The sequence below is a fragment of the Salinivibrio sp. PR932 genome (genome assembly GCF_001996125.1).
GTDB classification, from domain to species: Bacteria; Pseudomonadota; Gammaproteobacteria; order Enterobacterales; family Vibrionaceae; genus Salinivibrio; species Salinivibrio proteolyticus.
Genome location: NZ_MUFM01000007.1, coordinates 121352 through 145067, shown reverse-complemented (window position 1 = coordinate 145067; position 23716 = coordinate 121352). Strand labels below are relative to the sequence as shown.

The following is a 23716-nucleotide window of genomic DNA, read 5'->3' as shown; positions in this document are numbered from 1 at the left end:
CCGAGCGCAGAACTCGGCCTGATTGACCTAACTCAAGCGGGCCAGCCAGGCTGACCCTCAGCCTTTTTGAATATATGGAAGGAAAGGAACGCTTATGAACACCCCATCACGTTTGTCCTCATCACAACAACAAGCATTTATACAAACGCTGACGGATATTGTCGGTCACAAGAACCTACTGACGGATGCAAGTCATACCCAGCACTATCGCACTGGGTTTCGCTCAGGAGGAGGCAGTGCGCTGGCGGTTATTTTCCCAACTTCATTAGTAATGCAATGGCGTGTCTTGCAAGCCTGTGTTGACGCCGACGTGGTGATCATTATGCAAGCCGCGAATACGGGCTTAACCGAAGGATCGACGCCGAAGGGCGATGACTATGACCGCGATGTGGTGATAATCAATACCACACGATTAGACGGCTTACAGCTGCTTGATCAGGGCAAGCAAGTGATCAGCTTTCCGGGGACCACACTTCATCACTTAGAGCAAACCTTACGGCCTCTTAACCGAGCCCCGCACTCTGTGATTGGCTCGTCGTGTATTGGCGCATCGATTGTCGGTGGTGTGGCCAATAATTCTGGTGGCGCGTTGGTTAAACGTGGCCCTGCCTATACAGAATATTCGCTCTTTGCGCAGTTAAACGAAGCCGGTGAGCTAGTCTTGGTCAATCATTTAGGGATTGCGCTTGGCGACGATCCGGAAACCATTCTCGCCCGTGTCGAACGCGGCGATTATCGTCCTGAAGACATTACCACGGATACGCGCAAAGCCTCCGCGCATGATTACGAGCAAATCCTCCGTGATGTCGACGCAGATAGCCCTGCACGGTATAACGCCGATAAACACCGTCTTCATGAAGTGAGTGGCTGTGCAGGAAAACTGGCAGTGTTTGCGGTCAGACTAGATACCTATCCCATTCCAGAGCGTGAAAAGGTGTTCTATATCGGCACCAACAATCCTGATGTTTTGTACCAGTTACGTCGTCGTGTGCTCAGCGAACTGTCACATCTTCCCGAAGTGGCAGAATACATGCATCGCGAGGCCTTTAATATTGCTGAACGATATGGCAAAGACGTGTTTTTAGCCATTGGCCGACTAGGGACGGACAGCATTCCTAAAATGTTTGCCTTAAAAGCCCAAATTACCGCGTGGCTGGATAAAGTGCCCTTGCTGCCCAATTCACTGCCGGATAAAGTCATGCAGTACGTTAGCCAGCTTTTTCCGCAGCATTTGCCTTCTCGTATGCTCGCGTTCCGTGACCGCTTTGAGCATCATTTGATTTTTAAAGCATCAGACGAAGGTATTGAGGAAAGCTCGCAATTCTTGACGCAGTTTTTTGCCGACCATGATGACAGCGACTTTTTTGTCTGTACCGAAGAGGAAGCCAAAAAAGCCATGCTTCACCGCTTTGCTGCTGCCGGCGCAGCGATTCGCTATCACACCATGCACAGCAATGATGTGGAAGATATTCTCGCGCTTGATATTGCATTGAAGCGCAATGAAAAACATTGGGTCGAGCAACTGCCTGATACCATTGAGTCACAGTTGGTCACCAAGCTCTATTACGGACACTTTTTCTGTCACGTCTTTCACCAAGACTACATTGTGAAAAAAGGTGCCGATGTTCATGCGATTAAGGAAAAAATGCTCGCCCAGCTCAACGAGCGTGGCGCGAAATACCCTGCCGAGCACAATGTCGGGCATCTCTATGCCGCCGAGCCCGATTTAGCCCATTTCTACCATCAGCTCGACCCAACCAATAGTTTTAACCCGGGAATCGGAAAAACCAGTAAGAAAAAATACAGTGCAGACTGTCAGTGCCTAGATCACCAGCTTCGTCATCGAGCAAGTCAGGACACGTCACCCGCCACGCATGAGCACTAAACCGACCTGCAAACCCGCCAACCGTTAGGCGGGTTCTTTTTAAAGCATGGGTTTCTCGCGAATAAAACGCGCAAAGCGTGGGATGCCCTTTTCCGTCACACCATTGTGCCTAACCAAAATAGTACTGCCGATTTCAGGTGGTTCAGCCCGCTGTGCATCGCTAAAGCCTGATCCCACACGAAACTCAGTACCATCGGCAAGACGTACCACTAAGGACCCCATCAAGCCTTGTAACCGACCTTTTCCGGGCGTCATACCAATAACGGTGGCATCTTTCTCTTGGTAGGTTTTTAGCTTAACCAAACTCTCTACGCGGTGTCCTAAGTACAGGCTATCGGGATGATGCAGCATCAAACCTTCACCCCCCGATTCATTGATGGCAATAAGCTGGGCTTGGAGCGTGTCATTGTCAGTCACTGGCTTTTGCTTTACCAAGGCTAAGAATGGCGATGCGCTGTTGGCGACTATCTTTTTCAGTGCTGCATAGCGAGCAGAAAACGGGCCAGGTTGATCCGGTAAATCAAACGCATAAAAACGAACTTTCTGCCACGCGTCAGGGTCTGGTTTATCGTCCAACACGGTACGCAACACGGTTTGAAACTCGCCTCTTCCGGCCCATAACTCACCATCTAAAGGCGTCGTTGGCAGCGTTCGAATCAATGCATCCGGTGCGTGAATGGGGTTTCCTTGTCGAGTTAAGAATTGCGTGCCCGTCCAATAGGCGCGGATCCCATCCAGTTTTTCACTGGCCCAATAGCCACGATAGTCATGTTCGGCAATCTGCCCGTCAACACCATGCATCAACGCTGGCGCGGACGGTGCTGCATCCCCATCACTGCTAGGAAACAGGGTAAACGCGGAGAGTAAGCATAAAGTAACAGGATTTAGGCGTGCCATGCATTCCTCCTTAGTGGTTAAGGAGCATACGCTAGCGCGATAAAAGGCGTCTCAACATGCCTTTATTTTTTGTTGGTAGAGAATTTGCGTTCACGGTGAACAATGTGCAGGTGTTACATCGCCCACCGTGAAATGACTCGTGAAACCTCGTCTGCTGCGCAATCAAGAACCATTAAGCTTGGCTGGCAAACGCATAGATAAAGGTGCCATTTTTGATAGCATCAATCACGCGCGCGGATAGGTAGCTAGGTAACGCCGGGCAGCCCCAGCTTCTGCCTAATTGGCCGCTTTGTTTAATCACCTTAGGGTGAGCATAATCAGCACCGTGGATCACAATCGCTCTTGCGCGCGCATTATCGTTTAAGCCCTTCGAAAGCCCATCTAAACGCAGTGAGTAGCCATGTTTACCATGATAGGTTTCAGCCGCACGATAAACCCCTAATGATGTTTGCAAGGAATTAATCTGATTCGAGAAACGCTTTGCGTAAAGGGCGCCACTATTCTTGCCATGAGAGACATAAGAGCGAAATAGCACTTGGCGTTTTTTCACATTAATCACCCAAAACCGCTTTTCTGACGACGGTTTGCCATAATCAATCAGCGTCATCACCGGCTTGCTACTTTGGTTATGCTTAAAATGGCGATACGCATCAGAAAAGGCCTGATACGACACCTCACCAGCGAGGTTGAGAGACTGATATAAACCACTGACCTCATCTTTAAAACTGGCCCATACTGTGGTTGGCATGCTGAGCGCTAACACATAAAAAACTACCCGATACCAAGGGGCCACACCTGCTTGTTTCATTTTTCTGCTCCTTACTTTGCCACTGCAACACGAACGACCGAGCCGTTTGTTGTCCGTATTGGCAAAAACAAAAACCGTGCCATTTGACACGGTTTCTATTAACTATTGATATTTATATAAATTAATTATCGTTCACGATTTATCCATTCACTGACGTCACACGGCGGCACGACCTTGCCGCGTTTAAATCGCCGCAATGGCGTTTTTAATCCGCTTGTCTGAAATCGGATAAGGCGTACCCAGTTGCTGCGCGAAGTAACTCACTCGAAGCTCTTCAATCATCCAGCGTATGGCTTTTACCTCATCAGGGAGAGTTTTGCCTTTCGGTAACTTATTCAGCAACGCCTTGTAGTCATTCATCACAGATTCAATCTTGAGCATATGACTGCGATCTCGCGCTGGATCAATCGGCAGCTTCTCTAACCGACGCTCTATCGCTTTCATATAGCGTAAAATATCGGGCAGCCGCTGCCAGCCTGATTCGGTAGCAAAGCCCTTGTAAATCAGCCCTTCTAGCTGAGCTTTGATATCCGACATCGCAAACGCCATCGAAAGATCCACTTTGCCTTTCAGCTTTTTATTGATGCTAAAGGCATGGGTTAAAATCTGTTCGATCTGTTGAGCAATATCTACCACGGTATCGCCTAGCTCCGCACGCACCGTCTCTTTAAGGGCTTCAAATGCTTGCGCTTCCCAGGTTAACCCGCCGTGTTGCTCAATGAGCTTATCCACACCACAGGCGATACAGTCATCAATCAAATCCAAAACACGGCCATAAGGGTTAAAATACAGACCGAGTTTCGACTTGTTGGGCAAATGGGTGTGCAGGTATTTTATCGGCGATGGCACATTGAGCAAGACCAATCGACGCTGCCCCGCTTGCATGGCTTTATGTTGTTGATCTTCCGTTTCGAAAAGGCGGATCGCGACACTGTCTTTTTCATCAACTAAAGCAGGATACGCTTTAACTTCAAACCCGCTGCGCTTTTGCTGGTAGCGTTTCGGCAGTTCCCCAAATGTCCATTGGGTGAGTCCTTGCTGCTCAATGTCATCATCTGCCACGTCCGATAACGTCGCTTGCACCTCATCTTTCAGTGACAGTTTCAGTGCATGAAGATCTTCGCTTTCAGCCAAGGTGCGATTTTTATCATCCACAACGCGGAACTGAATGCGCAGATGCTCTGGCAGTTGCGCCAAATTCCAGCTGTCGCGCTCAATGGTGACACCGGACATCTGCTTTAAGGCTTTTTCCATGCTATCGAGCAAAGGCACTTCCATGGGCGTCACGCGTTGTAAGACCGCATCCGCATAATTTGGCGCAGGTACAAAGTTACGTCGTAACGGCTTGGGTAGCGATTTAATCAGCGCGACAATCAGCTCGTGACGTAGCCCGGGGACGTGCCAGTCAAATCCTTCTTCTGACACCTGATTAAGGATCGGCAGTGGGATATGCACCGTCACCCCATCATGGTCTTGGCCGGGTTCAAATTGGTAGCTCAGCTTGAGTTTTAGGTTGCCCTGATACCAAAAATTAGGGTAATCCAGTTCGGTGACATGACTGGCGTCGCCTTGCAGTAGCATGGCTTTTTCGAAGTTGAGCAGGTCGGGATTGTCTTCACGTGCCTTTTTCCACCAGGTATCAAAGTGACGCCCGCTGACCACACTATGATCGAGGCGCTGATCGTAAAAGTCGAACAAGGTATCGTCGTCTGCCAAAATATCGCGCCGGCGAGATTTCAGCTCAAGCTCCTCCACTTCCGCCAACAGCTTTTGGTTTTGGCGGAAAAAGGCATGTTTGGTTTGCCAATCCCCTTCAACCAATGCCGAACGAATAAACAGCTCACGGCTAAGCACCGGGTCGATGGCGCCATAATTGACTTTACGGCTGGCGACAATTGGGATCCCGTATAGCGTGACCTTCTCGCTAGCCATTACAGCGGCTTGCTTGCGTGACCAATGTGGTTCACTGTAGCTGCGCTTAATCAAATGCTGCGCCAGTGGCTCTACCCATTCGGGTTGGATACGCGCAACAATTCGCCCCCAGAGTTTCGAGGTTTCAACCAGTTCGGCAACCATCACCCATTTAGGCTGCTTTTTGAAAAGCCCAGAACCCGGGAAAATATGGAACCGTGCATTCCGTGCGCCTTGGTATTCGTTCTTTTCTTGGTCTTTCAGGCCGATGTGACTTAATAGCCCAGCGAGCAGTGCCATGTGAATGGCCTGATAACTGGCAGGTTCTTGGTTGAATTGCGCATTCTGCTCTTTCATCACTTGGCTGATCTGATAGTGAACGTCTTGCCACTCTCGCACGCGCAGGTAATTGAGATAGTCTTTTTTGCACTGTTTACGGAACTGGTTATTCGACAGCGCTTTTTGCTGCTCTTTAACGTAATCCCAAAGGTTTACATAGGCCAAAAAGTCCGATTCTTTATCGGCAAAACGACGGTGCTTTTCATCCGCTTGTTGCTGCTTATCCGCTGGACGCTCACGCGGGTCTTGGATTGCCAAGGCCGCGGCAATCACCATCACCTCATTTAAGGCACCATGCTTAGGCGCCTCAATCACCATGCGTGCCAAACGCGGGTCAATCGGCAGTTTGGCCAAGGTTTTACCAATCGCGGTCAGCTTACGTTTATCGGTGGCTTGGCCCCGCTTGATCGCCCCCAGCTCTTCGAGCAAACGGACACCATCTTTGATATGACGGCTGTCAGGCGGCTGAACGAACGGGAAGGCTTGAATATCACCGAGCCCTATTGCCGTCATTTGCAGGATCACTGAGGCCAGATTTGTCCGCAGAATTTCTGGATCGGTAAATTCAGGACGGCCTAAAAAGTCCTCTTCGCTATACAAACGCACACAAATGCCTTCCGACACACGGCCACAGCGCCCTTTACGCTGATTAGCACTGGCCTGTGAAATCGGCTCAATCGGCAGTCGCTGCACCTTAGTCCGGTAGCTATAGCGAGAAATCCGTGCCGTGCCGGGATCAATCACATACTTAATGCCCGGCACGGTTAGCGAGGTCTCGGCGACGTTGGTGGCCAGCACAATCCGACGCCCAGAGTGAGGTTGGAATACACGATTTTGCTCGCCAGCAGAAAGCCTTGCGTACAAGGGTAAAATCTCGGTATCGCGCAGTTGACGACGCTGAAGATGATCGGCGGTGTCGCGAATTTCACGCTCACCGTTCATAAAGATCAGTATATCACCCGGCCCTTCAAGGCACAGCTCATCGACCGCATCGCTGATCGCTTCCAGCTGGTCACGATCGCTATCGTCCTCTTCCACCAATGGGCGGTAGCGCACTTCCACCGGGTAAGTACGGCCAGACACCTCTATCATAGGCGCGTTATTAAAGTGCTTAGAAAAGCGCTCAGGATCGATAGTTGCCGAGGTAATGATAACTTTGAGATCAGGGCGCTTGGGCAATAACTCGCGCAAATAGCCGAGAATAAAATCGATGTTTAGGCTGCGCTCGTGCGCTTCATCGATAATGATGCAGTCGTACTGATTCAGATACCGATCGTGCTGGATTTCGGCTAGCAAGATCCCGTCCGTCATCAGTTTGACTTGCGTCGCCTCTGAGACTTTGTCATTAAAACGTACTTTATAGCCGACGCTACTGCCTAACTCGACGTCAAGCTCTTCAGCAATCCGTGAGGCGACCGAGCGTGCAGCCAAGCGACGTGGCTGAGTGTGACCTATGGTACCGGCGACGCCTAGCCCAAGCTCCATACAAATTTTGGGCAACTGAGTGGTTTTGCCTGAGCCCGTTTCCCCCGCAATGATCACTACTTGGTTATTCGCGATTGCTTCGGCAATGTCATCTTTCTTCTGACTGACTGGCAATGCTTCCGGATAGCGAACAGCAGGTGTATTGGCACGACGGGCGAGCAGGCGCTGCATACTCTGCGCCATTTCAGCGGCAATTTGATCGTACACCGCCTGTTTGGCGTCGTCTTTTTTGATTTTTTGTGCGCCATGGATGCGCTTTTTAAAACGAAAACGGTCTTGCAGCATACAATCGTTTAACGCTGCAAACAGTGTCTCTGACGTGTTGTGATGACGTGAACTCAAGGCGATTCCTGCTTACTGCTTAATCTTTTAAGGCGTTTATCAGTGTCACAGCCGATAAATAAGGTTGATTGGAGACGCATCCTATCACAAAGTAAAAAGAAACAAAGCCGCGCCATCGACGCACAAACCGCCAATACGGTGTTGCTAAAGTAAACGTATTGCCCGTTCACTACGTATTCAATGTGTAAAGACGGCCAATAAACTCCGCAGTTTGGGAGAACAGCCATGCTAAAACAGCTTTTTAAAAAACTTGAATCCGCCCTCGCCGCTGATGCGACGCAACACAGTGACGCTGGGCTATCGCTGCATCAAGCGATGGCAGGCTTACTGAGTGAGGTGGCGATGGCCGACCACGACATTGATGAGCGGGAGTTTGTGACTAAGCGCGATCGCATTTGCCAATTACTGAACCTCGAGCCATCGCAAGCAGATACACTGTTGGCCGAGGCACAAGCTCACAGTAAACAAGCAACGTCGCTATACGAATACACGGATAAGCTGCGTGATTTAGACCCACAAGCACGGATTGAACTGATTGAAGCCATGTGGTCAGTGGCGTATGCCGATGAAAATATCGACCCGCTCGAAGAAGCGGTGATCCGTAAAACCGCCGAGCTGCTTTATGTAGATCACGCGGAATTTATCAGGGCCAAGCTGAACGTCATCGAGGCGGATTAAGATCGGCTTGCTCGCCAACTCGCACAATCACCGGGCCATATGCGGTACTGACCTGCACTAAAGGGGTCGCAAATACGTCGGACAAGCGGGTGTCCGAGAGTACATCACGGGGTGCACCACTCGCCACCATCCGGCCTTGGTTGAGCAAAACCACGTTATCTGCATGCGTTAGGCTGCGGTTTAGGTCATGGTTTGCCATGACGACGCACAGTCCCTGCTTAGCGGCGTGAGTAATTTCTGCGTAAATCGCTTCTTGCTGAGCAACATCCAGCCCCGTCGCTGGCTCATCAAGCAATAACACAGAAGCTTGTGGGTTTAATTGCCTGTCAACTTGCAATAATACCCCGGCCAGCCTAACCCGTTGCCATTCGCCTCCTGACAAACTGTCAACACGACGATGAAGCTTGTCATCAATCGACAGCGATTGGCATACACGTCTTACCACCGCATCACGTGTAGACGCTTGGCCAAGCTGTAGACTGTCGATGACCAGATTGAGGTATTCATACACCGCCATTACGAAAGCAGGCTTTTGCTGTTGGATTAAGTAACCACGAAGATGCGCGAGATCTTGGCGGCGTAGGCCGGCGATAGCGGTATCCTGGATGCTCACCTGGCCATGTTCAGGCGTACCAAGCCCTGACAGCAAATGCAATAAGGTGCTTTTGCCACTGCCGTTAGGGCCAATCAAATGCGTAACTTGCCCTGGCTGAAAGCGGATAGACAGAGGCAATAGACGCGGCGATAGACTTAATTGATGTGCTGTTAACATTACACCGCCTTGACCAGCATCCAAATGAATAAAGGCGCACCAATCACGCTGGTCACCACCCCGACGGGGAGCTCTGCCGCATCAAGCAGTAATCGACCCAGCGTATCGGCACTGACCAGTAAAATCGCCCCAGCTAACGCCGACAAAGGCAACAAGTAGCGATTCCGACTGCCAAACCACAAACGCAAGTAGTGGGGCACCACAAGGCCAATAAAGCCAATCACGCCAGCTGCAGCTACCGATAACCCGACCAAGATGCTGATCAGCACAATCAATTGCCAACGCAATCGATGAGTATCTAGCCCCAATTGTTGCGCTTGTACATCACCAAGCATGAGTTGATCCAATTGCTGGCCAAAATGACACAATATCGCGATACACGGTGCAGTCAGCGCCAACCACGCGATATGGCTTAAGCGCATACCGGACAACGAACCCATCAGCCAATACATCAATTGGCGAAGGTTAAAATCGGAGCTGAAATAAAAGGCTAAGGTCACCACCGCCCCAGCAAGGATGCTCAAGGCTACGCCCACTAACAAGATGCGTGACGTCGCTAAGGCACGCCGAGCAAGCAACACCAATATCAGTGTAAAGAGGCTAGCACCAAGCATAGCTGCAACCGCCATCATGCCACCAGATGCCCATGCTGGCGCGAAAAAAAGCAACAACACGACCGCGACGCTGGCGCCGCCTGAGATCCCCAACACGCCGGGCTCGGCAAGCGGGTTACCGAGTAACACCTGTAAACTCGCCCCTGCAATGGCAAGCGACGCGCCAATGAGTATGGCCGCCATCACTCGCGGCAAACGCAGTTGTACCAGCAGCTGCGACTCTAATACTGAGTGATTGCCAAACGGAGCGATCCAGATCTCCCCAACGCTCAGAGCAAAAACGCCGACGACCAGTAACACACCACTAAATGCTAATAAAGCACGCCGCCATCTGGCTTGTTGGCGTGCAGTAAGTTCGGACACTCGCATGCGTCATCCATTATTTTGATTCTGTGACGCACTTTACAGACTGGCGTGAGGCTTGAAAAGCGCTACGCGGTGGCTTTTTTGGGTACGTACACATAGAGAGGCTGACTCGCATCGGCTTCAAATGGTGTGGCCAGTAACCCGGCGCGATGACCCACTTGGACATTCGCGTTTGGGAAGATCACCACCTCACCGTCGTGTTCAGCATAAATCTCTTGCCCCTTGTCGGTCGCCAATAATGCGCCCTTTTCAAACGGTGTGAAGTTTTTGGCGGTGGAAGGAAACGTGAGTGCAAATTGCTCCGTGTGCTTGGTCAAGGTTCGGGTCACACGATAAAAGCGCATCGGCGCTAATTCAGTCGGCAACGTAGCGGCTTTTAACAAGCCCCGTAATGTGCGATCAAGTGGCTCGTACTCTCGCATATCATTTTCAAACAACGGCGCCACACGGCCCATTTCTAAGGTTGCAGCCAGCGCATTATGGTGATTGGCGCTATACCAGCTAAAGGTTGGTGAGGGTGATTGAGACAGGACAGTGGCATCCATTTTGGCGTCATTGAGTAATGCGGCCAATGGGCGCACGTCTTTCTCGGTCGGCGTGGTTGGGATCACACCAAACATATAATGGTAGGACTCGCGAATGGCACTGTGTAAATCAAGATGCCAACGGGTCATGTTATCCGGTTGAGCCGCGAAAAAATCGCTCACCGCTTTTTGCAGCTGGTTGGCAAGGTAGTGCTCTTCGTTTTTTTCCTCATTCCAGCCTCCGAATAAACGGTTAAGGTTATCTTCAATAAAACGAGTGTGTGCTTTAATCGCCTCAGCATGGCCAATGATCAGTAACAGTGGTACGTCTGGGGTAAATTGCCCTGCGAGCATATCCGAGAGCAGCTGATCAATCAGTTCAATCGGTGCAGTTTCGTCTCCATGGATCCCCGACGATAGCACCACACAACGGGAAACGTTGGTCACATCGGGTTGGATTGAGATAATACCGGGCGCACTGTGATTGAAGGTCAGCGAGCCAACTCGCCATGAGTCTGGGGTAAAGGCGTGAGGTGCGGTCAATGCCGCATCAATAAAGGCACCAGGGCGTGCTGTCAGCATAATGCTTCCTTTTATTACAACTAGACAACAAAACGTTACAGCGACTTAACCGATAAACCCAGCGTTTTCCCTTCACAGTGTGATCATGTATAGACAAATTAAAAAGCCGCCAACCTTTCGGTCCGCGGCTTTTTATCCGTGGCATCGTGACCACTGGCACGAGTAACGCTCGTTTATTTCTCTACCTTGGCGTTCTCAACCCGTGCTTTTAGTTTTTGGCCAGGTCGAAACGTCACAACGCGTCGCGCAGTGATTGGAATATCTTCCCCTGTTTTAGGGTTTCGACCGGGACGTTCATTCTTGTCTCGCAAGTCAAAATTACCAAAACCCGATAATTTCACCTGCTCGCCACTTTCGAGTGCTTTACGAACTTCTTCGAAAAACGCTTCGACTGTCTCCTTGGCGTCCCGTTTGCTAATCCCGATATTTTCAAACAGGTTCTCAGCCAAATCGGCTTTAGTGAGCGCCATAGGTTTTTCCCTCAAGAATTGTTGAACACATATGCAATACCGCAGTATCGACACCACCATTCTACACGTGGTCCACACGTCTTTAGCCCTTGTATTTTAGGGATATTTGAGGACCAACTCAAAACAAGTGTATGCCAACTGGCTGATTTGCGCCAACTTTTTTAAGTTGCAAAAGCAAGAACAGTGTCCAAAAATTTGACCTTTGTTACCAGCCACTTACCAAGCGTATTTTAGTCACGCTATTTGCATATATCCATTAGTGACTGATTTTAGGCAAATTTATCAATATCTGAGTGGATTTTATACAGATTTAGTGAATTTACTCAGCTTTTCAAACGGATAGATGTTAGATCAATTAGGCATAAAAAAAGCAGCGTTTCCGCTGCTTTTTTCTAATCAGAGTGGGATTAATCACGCAAAGTTACGCCCAGTTTTTCTGATAAATGGGCCACAACACCAGACACGGCATCGCTAATATCGGCTTCTTCCAACGTGCGCTCATCAGACTGAAGCGTAAGGGCAATCGCCAAGCTTTTCTTGCCTTCTTCCACCCCTTTGCCAGTGTAGAGGTCAAACAGTTTCGCCCCTTTCACCAACGCATTACCGCTTTCCAAGCAAGCAGCCACTACGTCACCAGACGCGAGTGCTTGGTCGGCAATCACCGCAATATCACGGCGGTTTGCTGGGAATTTAGAAAGGCCAGCGGCTTCCGGAATAAAGCGACTGTCAATGGCTTGCCACTCAATCTCAAACACCACGGTACGACCATTTAAGCCAAACTCACGCTCAAGCTCCGGGTGTAAGGTACCCATATAGCCAACGACCTTGCCATCCAATTCAATCGCAGCGGTTTGACCCGGGTGCATCGCTGGATGCTTGGCGGCGACAAAACGGAAGTCAGACAACTTACCGCTCAATTCAAGAACGGCTTCAAGATCGCCTTTCAAATCAAAGAAATCCGCCGTCGCCGTTGCCATATCCCAGTGCTCTTCACTACGAGGACCAGCAATCACACCCGCGAGCATACGCTCTTGACGAATATTTTCTTGACGAACAGCACCCGTCATATCGCCTTCTGGTGTGAAACGTAAACCAAACTCAAACAAACGCACGCGCGGTTGTTGACGTTTTTGGTTGTACGCCACTGTATTCAAAAGCCCTGGAAGCAGGCTCAAACGCATGGCTGACATGTCTGCAGAAATTGGGCTTGGTAGGATCAGCGGCTCAACCTCTGGCACAATCAACGCTTGCTGTTTTGGCTCGACAAAGCTGTAGGTAATTGCCTCGTGGAAGCCACGGTCAACCAACAAATCGCGTACACGTTTTAGCGGCATCGCGGCTTCTTGATGCTCGCGCATAGTCAGTGCGGCTTTCGGTGCGCGCGTCGGAATGTTGTCGTATCCATAGATACGGCCCACTTCCTCAATCAAGTCTTGCTCAATAGCAATATCAAAACGCCAGCTTGGTGCTGTCGCCTGCCAACCTTCCTGCGTCTGCGTGACGCCACAGCCAAGACGGATCAGAATGTCGGTAACGGTGGCATCGTCGATATGATGGCCCAGCAGGCGATCGAGTTTCTCGCGGCGCAAAGTCACAGTGTCACGCTTAGGCAGATGCTCAGATGACTCACCCACCACAATTTCACCGGCTTCTCCGCCACAAATCGCGATCAATAGTTCAGTCGCACGCTCCATCGCAGCAGTTTGCAGTGCTGGATCAACGCCGCGCTCAAAGCGGTGTGACGAGTCAGTATGCAAACCATAGTTACGTGCACGACCACGAATGGCTTCAGGTGCAAAGAATGCGGACTCCAATAAGATGTCTTGAGTTTCCGACGTCACACCTGAGTCTTGACCACCAAAAATTCCCGCCATCGCCAAGGCTTTTTGGTCATCGGCAATCACCAATGTTTGGGCATTCAATTTCGCTTCGTTGCCATCAAGCAAGGTCAGTGCTTCGCCTTCTTCAGCAAGACGCACGACAATGCCGCCTTCAATTTTGCTGAGGTCAAACGCGTGCATCGGCTGACCTTGTTCGAGCATCACATAGTTGGTGACATCGACTACAGGATCAATGGCACGAATGCCGCTGCGACGCAGTTTTTCTTGCATCCAAAGCGGTGTTTGTGCGCCAACATTGACATTGCGAACGACGCGGCCGAGGTAACGTGGGCATGCCTGAGGCGCATCAATACGTACCGCGACTTTATCATCAATGCTAGGTGCCACTGGGGTAATGGTCGGCTCAACAACATCGGCGCGGTTGAGAACCCCCACTTCGCGAGCGAGGCCACGCAGGCTCAAGCAATCAGCGCGGTTAGGTGTTAAATCAACATCAATCGCAGCGTCATTGAGTGACAAGTACTCGCGAATATCGGTGCCAATTGGCGCATCGGTCGGCAGTTCAATAATGCCATCGGATTCCACATCGATACCCAGCTCGGTAAAAGAGCACAGCATCCCGAAAGATGGCTGACCACGCAGCTTCGCTTTTTTAATCTTAAAGTTTCCAGGAAGGACCGCACCAACGGTCGCTACTGCAACTTTCAAGCCTTGGCGACAGTTTGGTGCACCACAAACAATATCAAGTAGCTCATCACCGCCAACATTGATTTTGGTGACACGCAGTTTATCCGCATCCGGATGCTGACCACACTCAACCACTTCGCCAACCACTACGCCGGAAAAGTCACCGGCCACTGGCGCGATTTCGTCTACTTCCAAGCCAGCCATCGTGATTTGGTGGGCAAGCGCCTCGGTGTCGTTTGCTGGGCTCACCCACTCTCTCAGCCAAGATTCACTGAATTTCATTATTACCTTGCCCCACTGATTACTTAAATTGTTTCAAAAAGCGCAGATCGTTCTCGAAGAACGCACGAAGGTCATTCACGCCATAACGCAACATGGTCAAGCGCTCTACCCCGATACCGAAGGCAAAACCTTGGTACGTTTCTGGGTCGATGTTTACCGCGCGTAGGACATTCGGGTGAACCATGCCACAGCCTAAAATCTCAAGCCACTTGCCACCTTTACGGCGCACATCCACTTCTGCTGACGGCTCAGTAAACGGGAAGTAAGACGGACGGAAACGCACTTCTAAATCTTCTTCAAAGAAGTTACGCAAAAAGTCATTTAACACGCCTTTCAGGTCAGCGAAGTTAATGTCTTTATCAACCAATAAACCTTCCACTTGGTGGAACATGGGGGTATGGGTTTGGTCGTAATCATTTCGATAAACACGGCCCGGCGCGATAATGCGGAACGGTGGCTTACCCGCTTCCATAGTACGAATTTGTACACCCGAGGTATGGGTTCGCAACATCAGATCAGGGTTGAAGAAGAAAGTATCATGGTCTGTGCGTGCCGGATGGTCCGCAGCAATGTTCAACGCATCAAAGTTATGGAAGCCGTCTTCGACTTCTGGGCCAGCGGCAACAGAAAAGCCTAACTCACCAAAAAACTGTTCGATACGCTCAATAGTACGCGTTACAGGGTGAATACCACCGTTTTCAATACGACGGCCCGGCAAGCTGACATCAATGGTTTCAGCCGCAAGCTTCGCTTCCAACTCGGCGCGCTCAAGTGCATTTTTACGCTCAGCAATCGCTTGTTGTACGGTTTGCTTCGCTTGGTTGATCGTTTGACCTGCTTCACGACGCTCTTCCGGAGGCAATTTACCTAAAGCTTGTAATTGCGCAGTTAACTCACCTTTCTTACCCAGGAATTTCACCCGGACCTCATCCAGTGCAGCAACGGATGCGGCACTGGCGATCGCCGCTGTTGCGCTAGCAAGAATTTCTTCTAATTGTTGCATTGTTTCCTCGTCGACCCGTGGGGCTGTCCAACCAGATTAAAGAAGTGGCATACCAGTTGGAAATCGTGGTTTACCAATTGTCTGAGCAAACTGACAGAGCGCCGATTTGCACTACCATGCCAATTAACTGAGAGAACGGGTAATAAAAATGACCTTACATACTAATTAATGCCACGGCTAATGCCAAACCCTAAACCGCTTTTGTTGGATTTTTCCACACTGATTTGCGGAGAAAAAGTAAATTTGTCTGCTCTTTAAGCAGAGTTGTCAGTCTTAGCGACGCTCGGTGATGATTTTTATTGCTATTTGTTCCCGCTCGCCTCAGTGAGTTTGTTATTCTACTGCCCAGCTTTTTGACTGATTGGAGCCTTGCATGAACCCTAACTCTCTGCCGCTGCGCGTTTTTGTATCCACGTCCACTCACCCTTGGTTCAATCTTGCCGTGGAAGACACCATATTTCGCACCATGTCGGCCCAACAAAATGTGCTGTTCTTGTGGCGCAATGACAATACGGTGGTCATTGGACGCGGTCAGAATCCTTGGCGCGAATGTAATACGCGAAAGATGGAAGAGGACAAGGTAGTCTTAGCGCGTCGTCAAAGTGGCGGTGGCGCAGTGTTTCATGATCTCGGCAATACCAATTTCACCTTCATGGCAGGCAAACCCGGCTATGATAAATCCATTTCTACGCAAATCGTCCTTGATGCGCTCAAGTCGCTTGGCGTGAATGCCTCCGCCAGTGGACGCAACGATTTGGTTATGGACACCCCTGAAGGACAACGTAAAATTTCTGGCTCTGCGTATAAAGAAGCCAAAGATCGTGGTTTTCATCATGGCACATTGTTGATTAACGCCGATCTATCTCGATTGGGTGATTACCTCAACCCCGACCCCAAAAAACTGCAAGCCAAAGGCATCACGTCAGTCCGCGCTCGCGTCGCTAACATTGCGGAGTTTGTGCCATCGGTGGATCACGAAAAGGTCTGTGACGCCATCAAGCAAGCATTCTTCGCGCACTTTGGTCAGCACACTGAGATTGAATACATTTCTCCCCAAGCAAAACCCGACGTCGAAGGGTTTGATGCTATCTACGAGAAGCAATGCAGTTGGGAATGGAACTTTGGCCAAAGTCCGCAATTTATGCACACCTTTGACGAGCGATTTGATTGGGGTGGCGTTGAATTACACTTGGACGTCAAACACGGTGAGATTGTGGACTGTAAACTGTTTACCGATAGCCTGACGCCCGGTCCGTTAGAGTTACTGGCCAATCAAATGGTGGGGCAAGCGTATCACCACGAAAAGCTTTATCACTTTGTGATGAGCTGGGCTGATGCCGATCAGAGCCACCAAACTATGTACGAAGATATTGCACTGTGGCTACGTAGCGCCATTGTCTAATTTCTCCCCAAACGCACTCGCCATAGTGACACATATCACATAAACACCCTTCTTTTGATCCCACTCAAAGATTTAAGAGGCTGCTACACCAACTATGATGGTGGCAGCCTTTTTTGAAACCATCAAAACACAATATTTCATTTACCTGCTCGAAAGTTAATCAAATGACTCATAAAGAGATTGATTAATAGATTTTAATTTTGGTAAAAAACCATTACTCTAGATTTAAATATTTTGTTACAAATTACACTTAAGGAGCTCACCTAACCACAACCTTCCCCCTTGGCGACGTACTGCACGCCAAATGATGAAATGCAGACCCAACAAAAACTTTAAGTGAATAATTAGATAGTTATGGAAAACCAAAAGAATATACTCGGCCACCCTCGTGGGCTATTTTTGCTTTTTGGCACTGAGCTTTGGGAGCGCTTTTCGTACTACGCGATGCGCGCTATCCTCGTCCTTTATTTGACCGATCAAACCATCAACGGTGGCTTAGGCTGGTCAACCAAAGATGCACTTGAGCTTTATGGCTACTACACAGGCTTGGTCTACATCACGCCATTAATTGGTGGATGGTTTGCCGACAACTATATTGGTCAGCGACGTGCGGTGGTGTTCGGTGGTGCCTTAATGGCCATCGGTCAATTCACCCTTGCATTTCCCGCTCACCAATATGGCTTGGATATCGTGCATACCTTATATGCTGGCCTCGCCTTACTGATCACTGGTTGTGGCCTGTTAAAGCCCAATATTTCAACCATGGTTGGCGACCTGTATAACGAAGGCGATCACCGTAGAGATGGTGCCTTTACCATCTTCTATATGGGGATCAATATTGGTTCACTGCTCGCCGGTTTTGTCTCTGGTACAGTAACAAGTGCTTACGGTTGGCAATACGGTTTCTTCGCGGCAGGCGTTGGCATGCTAATCAGTTTGGCAATCCAGCTTACCATGGCGAACTCATGGCTGGGCGAAATCGGTAAAGTACCCGCCGCACAACAAGCGCGAGACGCCAATAAGTCGACCACCAATGCCCCACTGACGAAAAAAGAAATCGATCGCCTCAAAGTGATTTTATTGATGGGCTTGTTCGTGATCATTTTCTGGGCTGGCTTCGAGCAAGCAGGCGGACTGATGAATATCTATACCCAACAATACACAGATCGTATGGTGGGTAGTTTTGAGATCCCTGCGGCTTGGTTCCAATCGCTTAATCCATTCTTCATCATTGTGTTTGCCCCAATTGTCGCATCACTATGGGTTCGCTTGGGCAGTAAAGAGCCAAGTTCACCCGTGAAGTTCGCAATGGCGCTATTTATGCTCGCGTTAGGATTTGTGTTCATGATTGGCGCCGTTTTAGAACAAGGTGGCGACACGGCGGTTAAAACCTCTATGTTCTGGCTGGTGGGCGCGTTCTTCTTCCATACCATGGGCGAGCTTTGTCTCTCTCCAATCGGCTTATCGCTAGTCACCAAGCTTGCACCACTACGTTTGGCCTCGCTAATGATGGGTGCATGGTTTGGCTTTAATGCAGTCGCTAACTATGTAGCAGGTATTATTGGCTCACATGTGGGCGATTACGGTGCCATGGCCATCTTCGGTGGTATTGCAGCAACAGCAGCGATTTCCGGTGTGATCTTATTGGCGCTATCCGGCACGCTAATTCGTTGGATGCACGGTGCTGAATCTGGTGCTACACCAAGTGAAGAAATCGAACAACAACAAGTACAAGTGGCGTAATACACCCACTTCACTACTGAAAAAGAGGCCATTTGGCCTCTTTTTTAATGGTCACTTACCCAACAAGCACCGCTTTTATTTCAGATTTAATACTGTCTGATTGTGTACCAAATATGGCTTGAAGGTTGCCACCAACAACCAGTACCTCTTTGGCGCCGAGCTGCTTAATTGCGGCGATATCAGCATGCTGGATATCATTCAGGCTGACTCGCAGTCGTGTGATACAGGCATCCACATTTTTAATGTTTTCCTTTCCTCCAAGCGCACTGACCAATTGATGTGCCAGCTCTGAACCGATTTCCGAAAGTTGACTCACCTCGGTTTCAGCTGTTTCGCGGCCTGGTGTCAGTAAATTAAGCTTACTGATCGTTAATCTAAACAAGCTGTAATACATTAACGCCCAGAGCGGGCCAATCAGTGCGAAAAGCCAAGCATTAGTCGACAGTGGGTAATAGATCAGGAAGTCAATTGCGCCATGTGCGAAGGTGACACTATGGTGGATATCTAACGTTGTGACGAGTGCAAAACCGATCCCCGTTAAGACACAATGCATGGCATACAACACTGGTGCGACAAATAGGAAAGAAAACTCCATCGGTTCGGTAATACCCGTCAGCCATGATGTTAACGCTGCCGAAGCCATAATCCCGCCAACCAGTGCGCGTTTGTCAGGGCGAGCTGAGTGATAAATAGCTAATCCCACCGCCGGTAACGCCCACATCGAGTACAAATAGCCTCCGGCTAGATTGCCGGCAGTAGGGTCACCGGCAAGGTAGCGCTGAATTTCACCGGTGATCACTTTGCCGCTTTCAGGGTCGACATATTCCCCCACTTCAAAGAAGAAAGGCACGTTCCAAATGTGGTGCAAGCCAAAAGGGATCAAAGAGCGCTCAACAAACCCGTAAATACCAAAAGCGGTGGTTGGGCTTTGATAAGCCGCCCAGTGCGAAAAACTCTTGATTGCGCCGCCGATAGGAGGCCAGATATAGCTGAGCCCAATACCGAGGAATATTGCAGCAATACCCGTAACGATAGGGACAAAGCGCTTTCCGGCAAAGAAGCCCAAGTACTCAGGAAGTTGGATGTTATGAAAGCGATTAAACAAATAGGCTGCCACAGCCCCGATCATAATCCCGCCGAACACCCCAGTATTAAGGCTAGGGATCCCGATGATCATCGCAGGCTCAATGCCGTGGATGTTAGCCATAACCCCTAAGGTCGCGGTCATAATGGCAAAGCCAACCGTTGCCGCCAGCGCAGCCGCGCCATCGTTATCTGATAGGCCCAGAGCGACACCAATCGCAAAGATAAGTGCCAAATTGCTAAATACGGCATCGCCTGACATGGCCATGATTTCAGAGACACTATCCGGTATCCATGCGAAGTTAGCAGAACCGATACCGAGTAATAGACCAGCAACAGGTAATACGGCCACAGGCAGCATCAAAGAGCGCCCTATCCGTTGTAGTAATCCAAACGCGTGACTAAACATGTGATGTTCCTTTTTTATGTAGAGACATACACACGATAAAGAAAAGCGTCTCCCCTAAGGTTACAAAAACCTATGAGTTTGTAAGCAGGCTGTTACATACCAAGGCCTACCGGTGTGGCAATATCAGCTTGCGCCAATAGTGATCTCGTTTTAATTGAGGTATACACAAGGCATTGGTGAAAAACACAGGAACGTGCAAGATGAAAACCATCCTCGTTGTGGATGACAATCAATCGCTTAGAGATGCACTTACCGATTACCTAGGGCGTGCTGAGTTTCATGTTCTTACTGCCAGTGACGGTGAGCAAATGTGGGCGCACTATCAAACGCACGCACCGGACCTCATCATTCTCGATATTATGCTGCCGGGCGATGATGGGCTAACGCTATGTAGCCAAATTCGCAAACACTCTAACGTCCCCATCATCATGCTCACGGCCGTGACAGATGAAGCTGATCGTGTTGCAGGGCTTGAAGTGGGCGCCGATGATTACATGACAAAAACCTTTAGCCCACGTGAGCTACTGGCACGCATTAAAGCCTTATTGCGGCGTACACGTATGACCCAATCATCCGGTGTCGGCCATAAAGTCACTTTCGCCGGATGGACGTGTGACCTGCTGAAGCGTCAATTAGTTAGCCCTCACGGTGAGTGTAAACAATTGTCTGGCGCCGATTTTAACCTGATCAGCTTAATGCTAGAAAAACCCAATCAGCTTTTGAGTCGAGATGATATTGCTCGCTGCATTTGGGGGCGAGATGCAGAGCCATTTGAACGCGGGATTGATGTGCAAATCAGCCGATTACGTAAGCACCTTCACGACGACGAGCGTTCGCTGATTCTAACGGTAAGAAATAAAGGTTACATGCTCGCCACTGATGTCATCGCAACAGAGGTGCATTGATGCGTACGCTTGCGCTATCGTTGTTCACCTCCATTCGCTTTCGTATTGGCGCGACCTTATTGATCGTGATTGTTATCGCCCAATTGATCGCAGGGTTAATTTGGTTCCAAACCAGTGCGCAAAAGGAGCAAGAGAGCCTACAGAAAACGGTACAAAGCCTAACCAGTAACGTTGCCGATACTTACAATTACTTTGAGGCGCTTCCCGTCAGTTATCGCTACCTCATCTTGAACCAAATTAGAGAAATGGGCGGTACACGATTCTTTATTTCCATCAACCAACGCAAATTAGATGTTGGCTTACCCACACAAACTGCGCGTACCGCCATGATTTTAGAGCAGGCATCAACGCGATTGTCTAAATCAGTACGCCACGCACAAGACATTGATGTTGCCTTAAGCCGACGCCAAGATCTCAAAGTGTTTAACTCAGGTATTAAGCTTGAGGCATTGCCTGCTATCTGGGCCGACTACAGTTTAGCCTTAGGCGATCTGGATTTACCTATCGTTGTGGTACAGATTCAAATGTCACAAAGCGAATGGTTTTATCTCGCGGCGACACTACCTGTCCCCTTCTCTACCTTATCTCCACAGTTTATTGACCAAAAACAGCTGGTCTTTTTGGGGATATCTTCGTTACTCCTTGTCTTTTGTACGGTCTGGTTGTTGCGATTAGAAATTCGTCCAATTCGGCGACTGGCTAAAGCCGCTACGCTAATGAGCGGACAGCTATATGTCGAAGAAGTAAAAGAAGAAGGTAGTAAAGAAACACGTGCTGCTGTGCGAGCGTTTAATAAAATGCAGCGACGTATACGCGCCTATATCCGCGACCGTGAAATGCTATTCGGGGCCATATCACACGATTTAAAGACGCCATTAGCATGCCTGAAATTACGCACGGAAATGTTGGAAGATGATGCAGAGCGGCAAAAATTTGAGACCGTGTTAACTGAATTTGATGTGCTGTTAAAAGGTGCTTTGCAGTGTATTCGTGAAACTGACATCCATGAGGACGTTGAATGGATTAATTTGGTCGACACGCTTGAACAATGCGCGGCGTACTACAACCGAAGTAAACATAAGGTTCAGCTTTCTCTACCGGTTGAAAGCCGATTCCTAGGGAAGCCCCTCGCGATTAAACGATGTCTTTATAACGTCATCGACAATGCGATTAAATATGGTGGCTCCGCTGAGGTTGGTCTTTACGACGATCATGACAAGGTTGTTATTCAGGTTCGCGACTTTGGTCCAGGATTAGATAAAAAGTGGCAAGAAAAAGTCTTTGAGCCGTATTTTCGCGTTGATGCAACGACACACCCTGGTTCAGGGCTCGGTCTAACCATTTCACGCAGTATTGCTCGCAGCCATGGCGGTGATCTCTATGTACAAAATCACCCTCAAAAAGGGCTTATTGTCACCATTCAGTTGGCGTGTGAACTATGAAAAAATACTTGCTTACCCTTTTATTCACAATCGCTTTCCCCATTAACGCAGCACAGTCCACCGTAGCATCTGTTGAATTTCTGCATTGGTGGACATCAGCAGGCGAAGTCCGCGCTGCCAACATCGCTAAACAGGCGCTTGAGGAGGCTAACGTTCACGTCGAACAACAGGCAATTCAAGGAGGCGGTGGGGATACGGCAATGTCTATTTTGCAAGCTCGCGCAATTGCGGGCACACCGCCAACCATCGCTCAGCTTGAGGGGCCCGCGATCCAGTCATGGGCAGCGCTGGGTTTTCTTTACGATCTAGAACAGTTAGCCAATCAAGAGCATTGGCGCTCGCAGCTCTATCCTATTGCGCGCGCGGTCAATCAATTTGAAGGGAGATTTGTGGCAACGCCAGTGACTATTCATCGATTAAATTGGATGTGGGTGAATCATGACGTGCTTCGTCAATACAGCCTATCGCCACCTGACAACTGGGAAGCACTAATCGATACATTTAAAACCTTAAAGCGTCATAATGTGCAACCGCTAGCCATCGGCAATGATCAATGGCAAATCGCCTTACTGTTTGAAAACCTTGCTTTTGGCTACGGAGGTGCGGATTATTATCGACGTGCATTTATGGATATGGATGAACATACACTGCGGAGCGCAACCACATTTGAGATTTTAAGTTTGTTCCGAGAGATTAGCCGCCTCATCCAGCCAACGATGTCTCACATACGCTGGGATGAAGCGACTCAGTTGCTGATTGAAGGAAAACACGCATTTCAGTTTTCTGGCGATTGGGTACTGGGAGAGCTATTGGCCAAACATGTAGCGGCTCCAGAAGTAATCGGCTGCTATCAAGCCCCCGCCAAGCACACAGGGTTTATCTACAATATGGACAGCTTCGCGCTCTTTAATAGCGCACGCAGTAATAGAAAAACGGCTAATACGCTCGCTCGCGCCTTATCATCCAAAGCATTTCTTACTGCTTTTAATCAAGTAAAAGGAGCACTGCCCGCTCGTAAAGATATCGACCTAAGCCGGTTCAACCCGTGCTCTCGCCAAGCTCATCATGATATGGAGCAAGCAGAACAAAACGGCCGCTTGCTCCCTAGCACGGTTGATTCAATGGCTGTAAGCCCTATCGTTCAAAAAGCAACAACCAGTGAGATCTATCGGTATTTTAATGATGAAAGTATTGGGCCAGAGGAATTTATTCTGCACCTTGAAAATATACCGCGAGGAAAATAAAT

Annotated in this window: 17 protein-coding genes; 7 read left to right on the top strand and 10 right to left on the bottom strand. The window is 49.3% G+C overall.

Translation table 11 applies throughout. The features are described 5' to 3' along the window. The first annotated feature begins 94 nt into the window (after positions 1 to 94). Entirely contained in the window at positions 95 to 1885 is a 1791-nt protein-coding gene (gene dld, locus BZG84_RS05500; protein WP_077678021.1) for a D-lactate dehydrogenase, read from the top strand. 39 nt (positions 1886 to 1924) lie between these two features. Here the strand turns inward: dld and BZG84_RS05495 are convergent, their stop codons facing one another. From BZG84_RS05495 to hrpA, 3 genes are all read right to left on the bottom strand, one after another. Then, the gene (locus BZG84_RS05495; protein WP_077479816.1) at positions 1925 to 2782 is read right to left on the bottom strand and encodes a DNA ligase; all 858 of its coding nucleotides are present in this window, start codon (positions 2780 to 2782) and stop codon (positions 1925 to 1927) included. Positions 2783 to 2954: 172 nt separating this feature from the next. Continuing rightward, positions 2955 to 3590, bottom strand: a complete 636-nt coding sequence (locus BZG84_RS05490; RefSeq protein WP_077456138.1) for a murein L,D-transpeptidase catalytic domain family protein — start codon at positions 3588 to 3590, stop codon at positions 2955 to 2957. Between the two features lie 183 nt (positions 3591 to 3773). Beyond that, entirely contained in the window at positions 3774 to 7667 is a 3894-nt protein-coding gene (hrpA, locus tag BZG84_RS05485) for an ATP-dependent RNA helicase HrpA (protein ID WP_077479815.1), read from the bottom strand. Between the two features lie 225 nt (positions 7668 to 7892). Here hrpA and BZG84_RS05480 point away from each other — a divergent pair, with 225 nt between their 5' ends. Next, positions 7893 to 8345: a tellurite resistance TerB family protein gene (locus tag BZG84_RS05480; protein ID WP_077479814.1), complete on the top strand. Its 453-nt coding sequence runs from the start codon at positions 7893 to 7895 to the stop codon at positions 8343 to 8345. On the opposite strand, the gene btuD is transcribed toward BZG84_RS05480, so the two are convergent. The 6 genes from btuD to pheS form a co-directional block, all read right to left on the bottom strand. Continuing rightward, the gene (gene btuD, locus BZG84_RS05475) at positions 8329 to 9117 is read right to left on the bottom strand and encodes a vitamin B12 ABC transporter ATP-binding protein BtuD (protein ID WP_077479813.1); all 789 of its coding nucleotides are present in this window, start codon (positions 9115 to 9117) and stop codon (positions 8329 to 8331) included. The genes BZG84_RS05480 and btuD overlap by 17 nt on opposite strands. Then, a complete protein-coding gene (gene btuC, locus BZG84_RS05470; protein ID WP_077479812.1) occupies positions 9117 to 10100 on the bottom strand; it encodes a vitamin B12 ABC transporter permease BtuC in 984 nt (327 codons plus the stop codon). The genes btuD and btuC overlap by 1 nt, the downstream gene beginning before the upstream one ends. A 62-nt stretch (positions 10101 to 10162) precedes the next feature. Further along, positions 10163 to 11203 (bottom strand): succinylglutamate desuccinylase, encoded by a 1041-nt coding sequence (locus BZG84_RS05465; protein WP_077479811.1) that lies wholly within the window; start codon positions 11201 to 11203, stop codon positions 10163 to 10165. Between the two features lie 173 nt (positions 11204 to 11376). Further along, entirely contained in the window at positions 11377 to 11673 is a 297-nt protein-coding gene (gene ihfA / locus BZG84_RS05460; RefSeq protein WP_069587653.1) for an integration host factor subunit alpha, read from the bottom strand. A gap of 407 nt (positions 11674 to 12080) precedes the next feature. Continuing rightward, positions 12081 to 14483, bottom strand: coding sequence for a phenylalanine--tRNA ligase subunit beta (gene pheT, locus BZG84_RS05455; protein ID WP_077479810.1), 2403 nt, complete (start codon positions 14481 to 14483; stop codon positions 12081 to 12083). Positions 14484 to 14502: 19 nt separating this feature from the next. Then, complete coding sequence (pheS, locus tag BZG84_RS05450) at positions 14503 to 15486, bottom strand: phenylalanine--tRNA ligase subunit alpha (RefSeq protein ID WP_077479809.1); 984 nt, start codon at positions 15484 to 15486, stop codon at positions 14503 to 14505. 373 nt (positions 15487 to 15859) lie between these two features. Here pheS and BZG84_RS05445 point away from each other — a divergent pair, with 373 nt between their 5' ends. After that, entirely contained in the window at positions 15860 to 16888 is a 1029-nt protein-coding gene (locus tag BZG84_RS05445) for a lipoate--protein ligase (RefSeq protein ID WP_077479808.1), read from the top strand. A 354-nt stretch (positions 16889 to 17242) separates the two neighbouring features. Continuing rightward, complete coding sequence (locus tag BZG84_RS05440) at positions 17243 to 18631, top strand: peptide MFS transporter (protein WP_069587649.1); 1389 nt, start codon at positions 17243 to 17245, stop codon at positions 18629 to 18631. A gap of 55 nt (positions 18632 to 18686) precedes the next feature. Here the strand turns inward: BZG84_RS05440 and ptsG are convergent, their stop codons facing one another. After that, positions 18687 to 20123, bottom strand: a complete 1437-nt coding sequence (gene ptsG / locus BZG84_RS05435) for a glucose-specific PTS transporter subunit IIBC (RefSeq protein WP_077479807.1) — start codon at positions 20121 to 20123, stop codon at positions 18687 to 18689. A 200-nt stretch (positions 20124 to 20323) separates the two neighbouring features. Here ptsG and BZG84_RS05430 point away from each other — a divergent pair, with 200 nt between their 5' ends. Genes BZG84_RS05430 through BZG84_RS05420 form a run of 3 tightly spaced genes read left to right on the top strand, consistent with a single transcriptional unit; the run spans position 20324 to position 23714 of the window. Further along, positions 20324 to 21028: a response regulator transcription factor gene (locus BZG84_RS05430; RefSeq protein WP_077479806.1), complete on the top strand. Its 705-nt coding sequence runs from the start codon at positions 20324 to 20326 to the stop codon at positions 21026 to 21028. After that, complete coding sequence (locus BZG84_RS05425) at positions 21028 to 22470, top strand: ATP-binding protein (protein ID WP_077479805.1); 1443 nt, start codon at positions 21028 to 21030, stop codon at positions 22468 to 22470. Before BZG84_RS05430 ends, BZG84_RS05425 begins: the two co-directional genes overlap by 1 nt. Then, complete coding sequence (locus tag BZG84_RS05420; RefSeq protein ID WP_077479804.1) at positions 22467 to 23714, top strand: ABC transporter substrate-binding protein; 1248 nt, start codon at positions 22467 to 22469, stop codon at positions 23712 to 23714. Before BZG84_RS05425 ends, BZG84_RS05420 begins: the two co-directional genes overlap by 4 nt. Positions 23715 to 23716 lie beyond the last annotated feature (2 nt).

What these genes read in the sequence shown, in the direction of transcription:
- dld (WP_077678021.1), top strand. Translation starts at nt 95, where the DNA reads ATGAACACCCCATCACGTTTGTCCTCATCACAACAACAAGCATTTATA.
- BZG84_RS05495 (WP_077479816.1), bottom strand. Translation starts at nt 2,782, where the DNA reads ATGGCACGCCTAAATCCTGTTACTTTATGCTTACTCTCCGCGTTTACC.
- BZG84_RS05490 (WP_077456138.1), bottom strand. Translation starts at nt 3,590, where the DNA reads ATGAAACAAGCAGGTGTGGCCCCTTGGTATCGGGTAGTTTTTTATGTG.
- BZG84_RS05480 (WP_077479814.1), top strand. Translation starts at nt 7,893, where the DNA reads ATGCTAAAACAGCTTTTTAAAAAACTTGAATCCGCCCTCGCCGCTGAT.
- btuD (WP_077479813.1), bottom strand. Translation starts at nt 9,117, where the DNA reads ATGTTAACAGCACATCAATTAAGTCTATCGCCGCGTCTATTGCCTCTG.
- btuC (WP_077479812.1), bottom strand. Translation starts at nt 10,100, where the DNA reads ATGCGAGTGTCCGAACTTACTGCACGCCAACAAGCCAGATGGCGGCGT.
- BZG84_RS05465 (WP_077479811.1), bottom strand. Translation starts at nt 11,203, where the DNA reads ATGCTGACAGCACGCCCTGGTGCCTTTATTGATGCGGCATTGACCGCA.
- ihfA (WP_069587653.1), bottom strand. Translation starts at nt 11,673, where the DNA reads ATGGCGCTCACTAAAGCCGATTTGGCTGAGAACCTGTTTGAAAATATC.
- pheT (WP_077479810.1), bottom strand. Translation starts at nt 14,483, where the DNA reads ATGAAATTCAGTGAATCTTGGCTGAGAGAGTGGGTGAGCCCAGCAAAC.
- pheS (WP_077479809.1), bottom strand. Translation starts at nt 15,486, where the DNA reads ATGCAACAATTAGAAGAAATTCTTGCTAGCGCAACAGCGGCGATCGCC.
- BZG84_RS05445 (WP_077479808.1), top strand. Translation starts at nt 15,860, where the DNA reads ATGAACCCTAACTCTCTGCCGCTGCGCGTTTTTGTATCCACGTCCACT.
- BZG84_RS05440 (WP_069587649.1), top strand. Translation starts at nt 17,243, where the DNA reads ATGGAAAACCAAAAGAATATACTCGGCCACCCTCGTGGGCTATTTTTG.
- ptsG (WP_077479807.1), bottom strand. Translation starts at nt 20,123, where the DNA reads ATGTTTAGTCACGCGTTTGGATTACTACAACGGATAGGGCGCTCTTTG.
- BZG84_RS05430 (WP_077479806.1), top strand. Translation starts at nt 20,324, where the DNA reads ATGAAAACCATCCTCGTTGTGGATGACAATCAATCGCTTAGAGATGCA.
- BZG84_RS05425 (WP_077479805.1), top strand. Translation starts at nt 21,028, where the DNA reads ATGCGTACGCTTGCGCTATCGTTGTTCACCTCCATTCGCTTTCGTATT.
- BZG84_RS05420 (WP_077479804.1), top strand. Translation starts at nt 22,467, where the DNA reads ATGAAAAAATACTTGCTTACCCTTTTATTCACAATCGCTTTCCCCATT.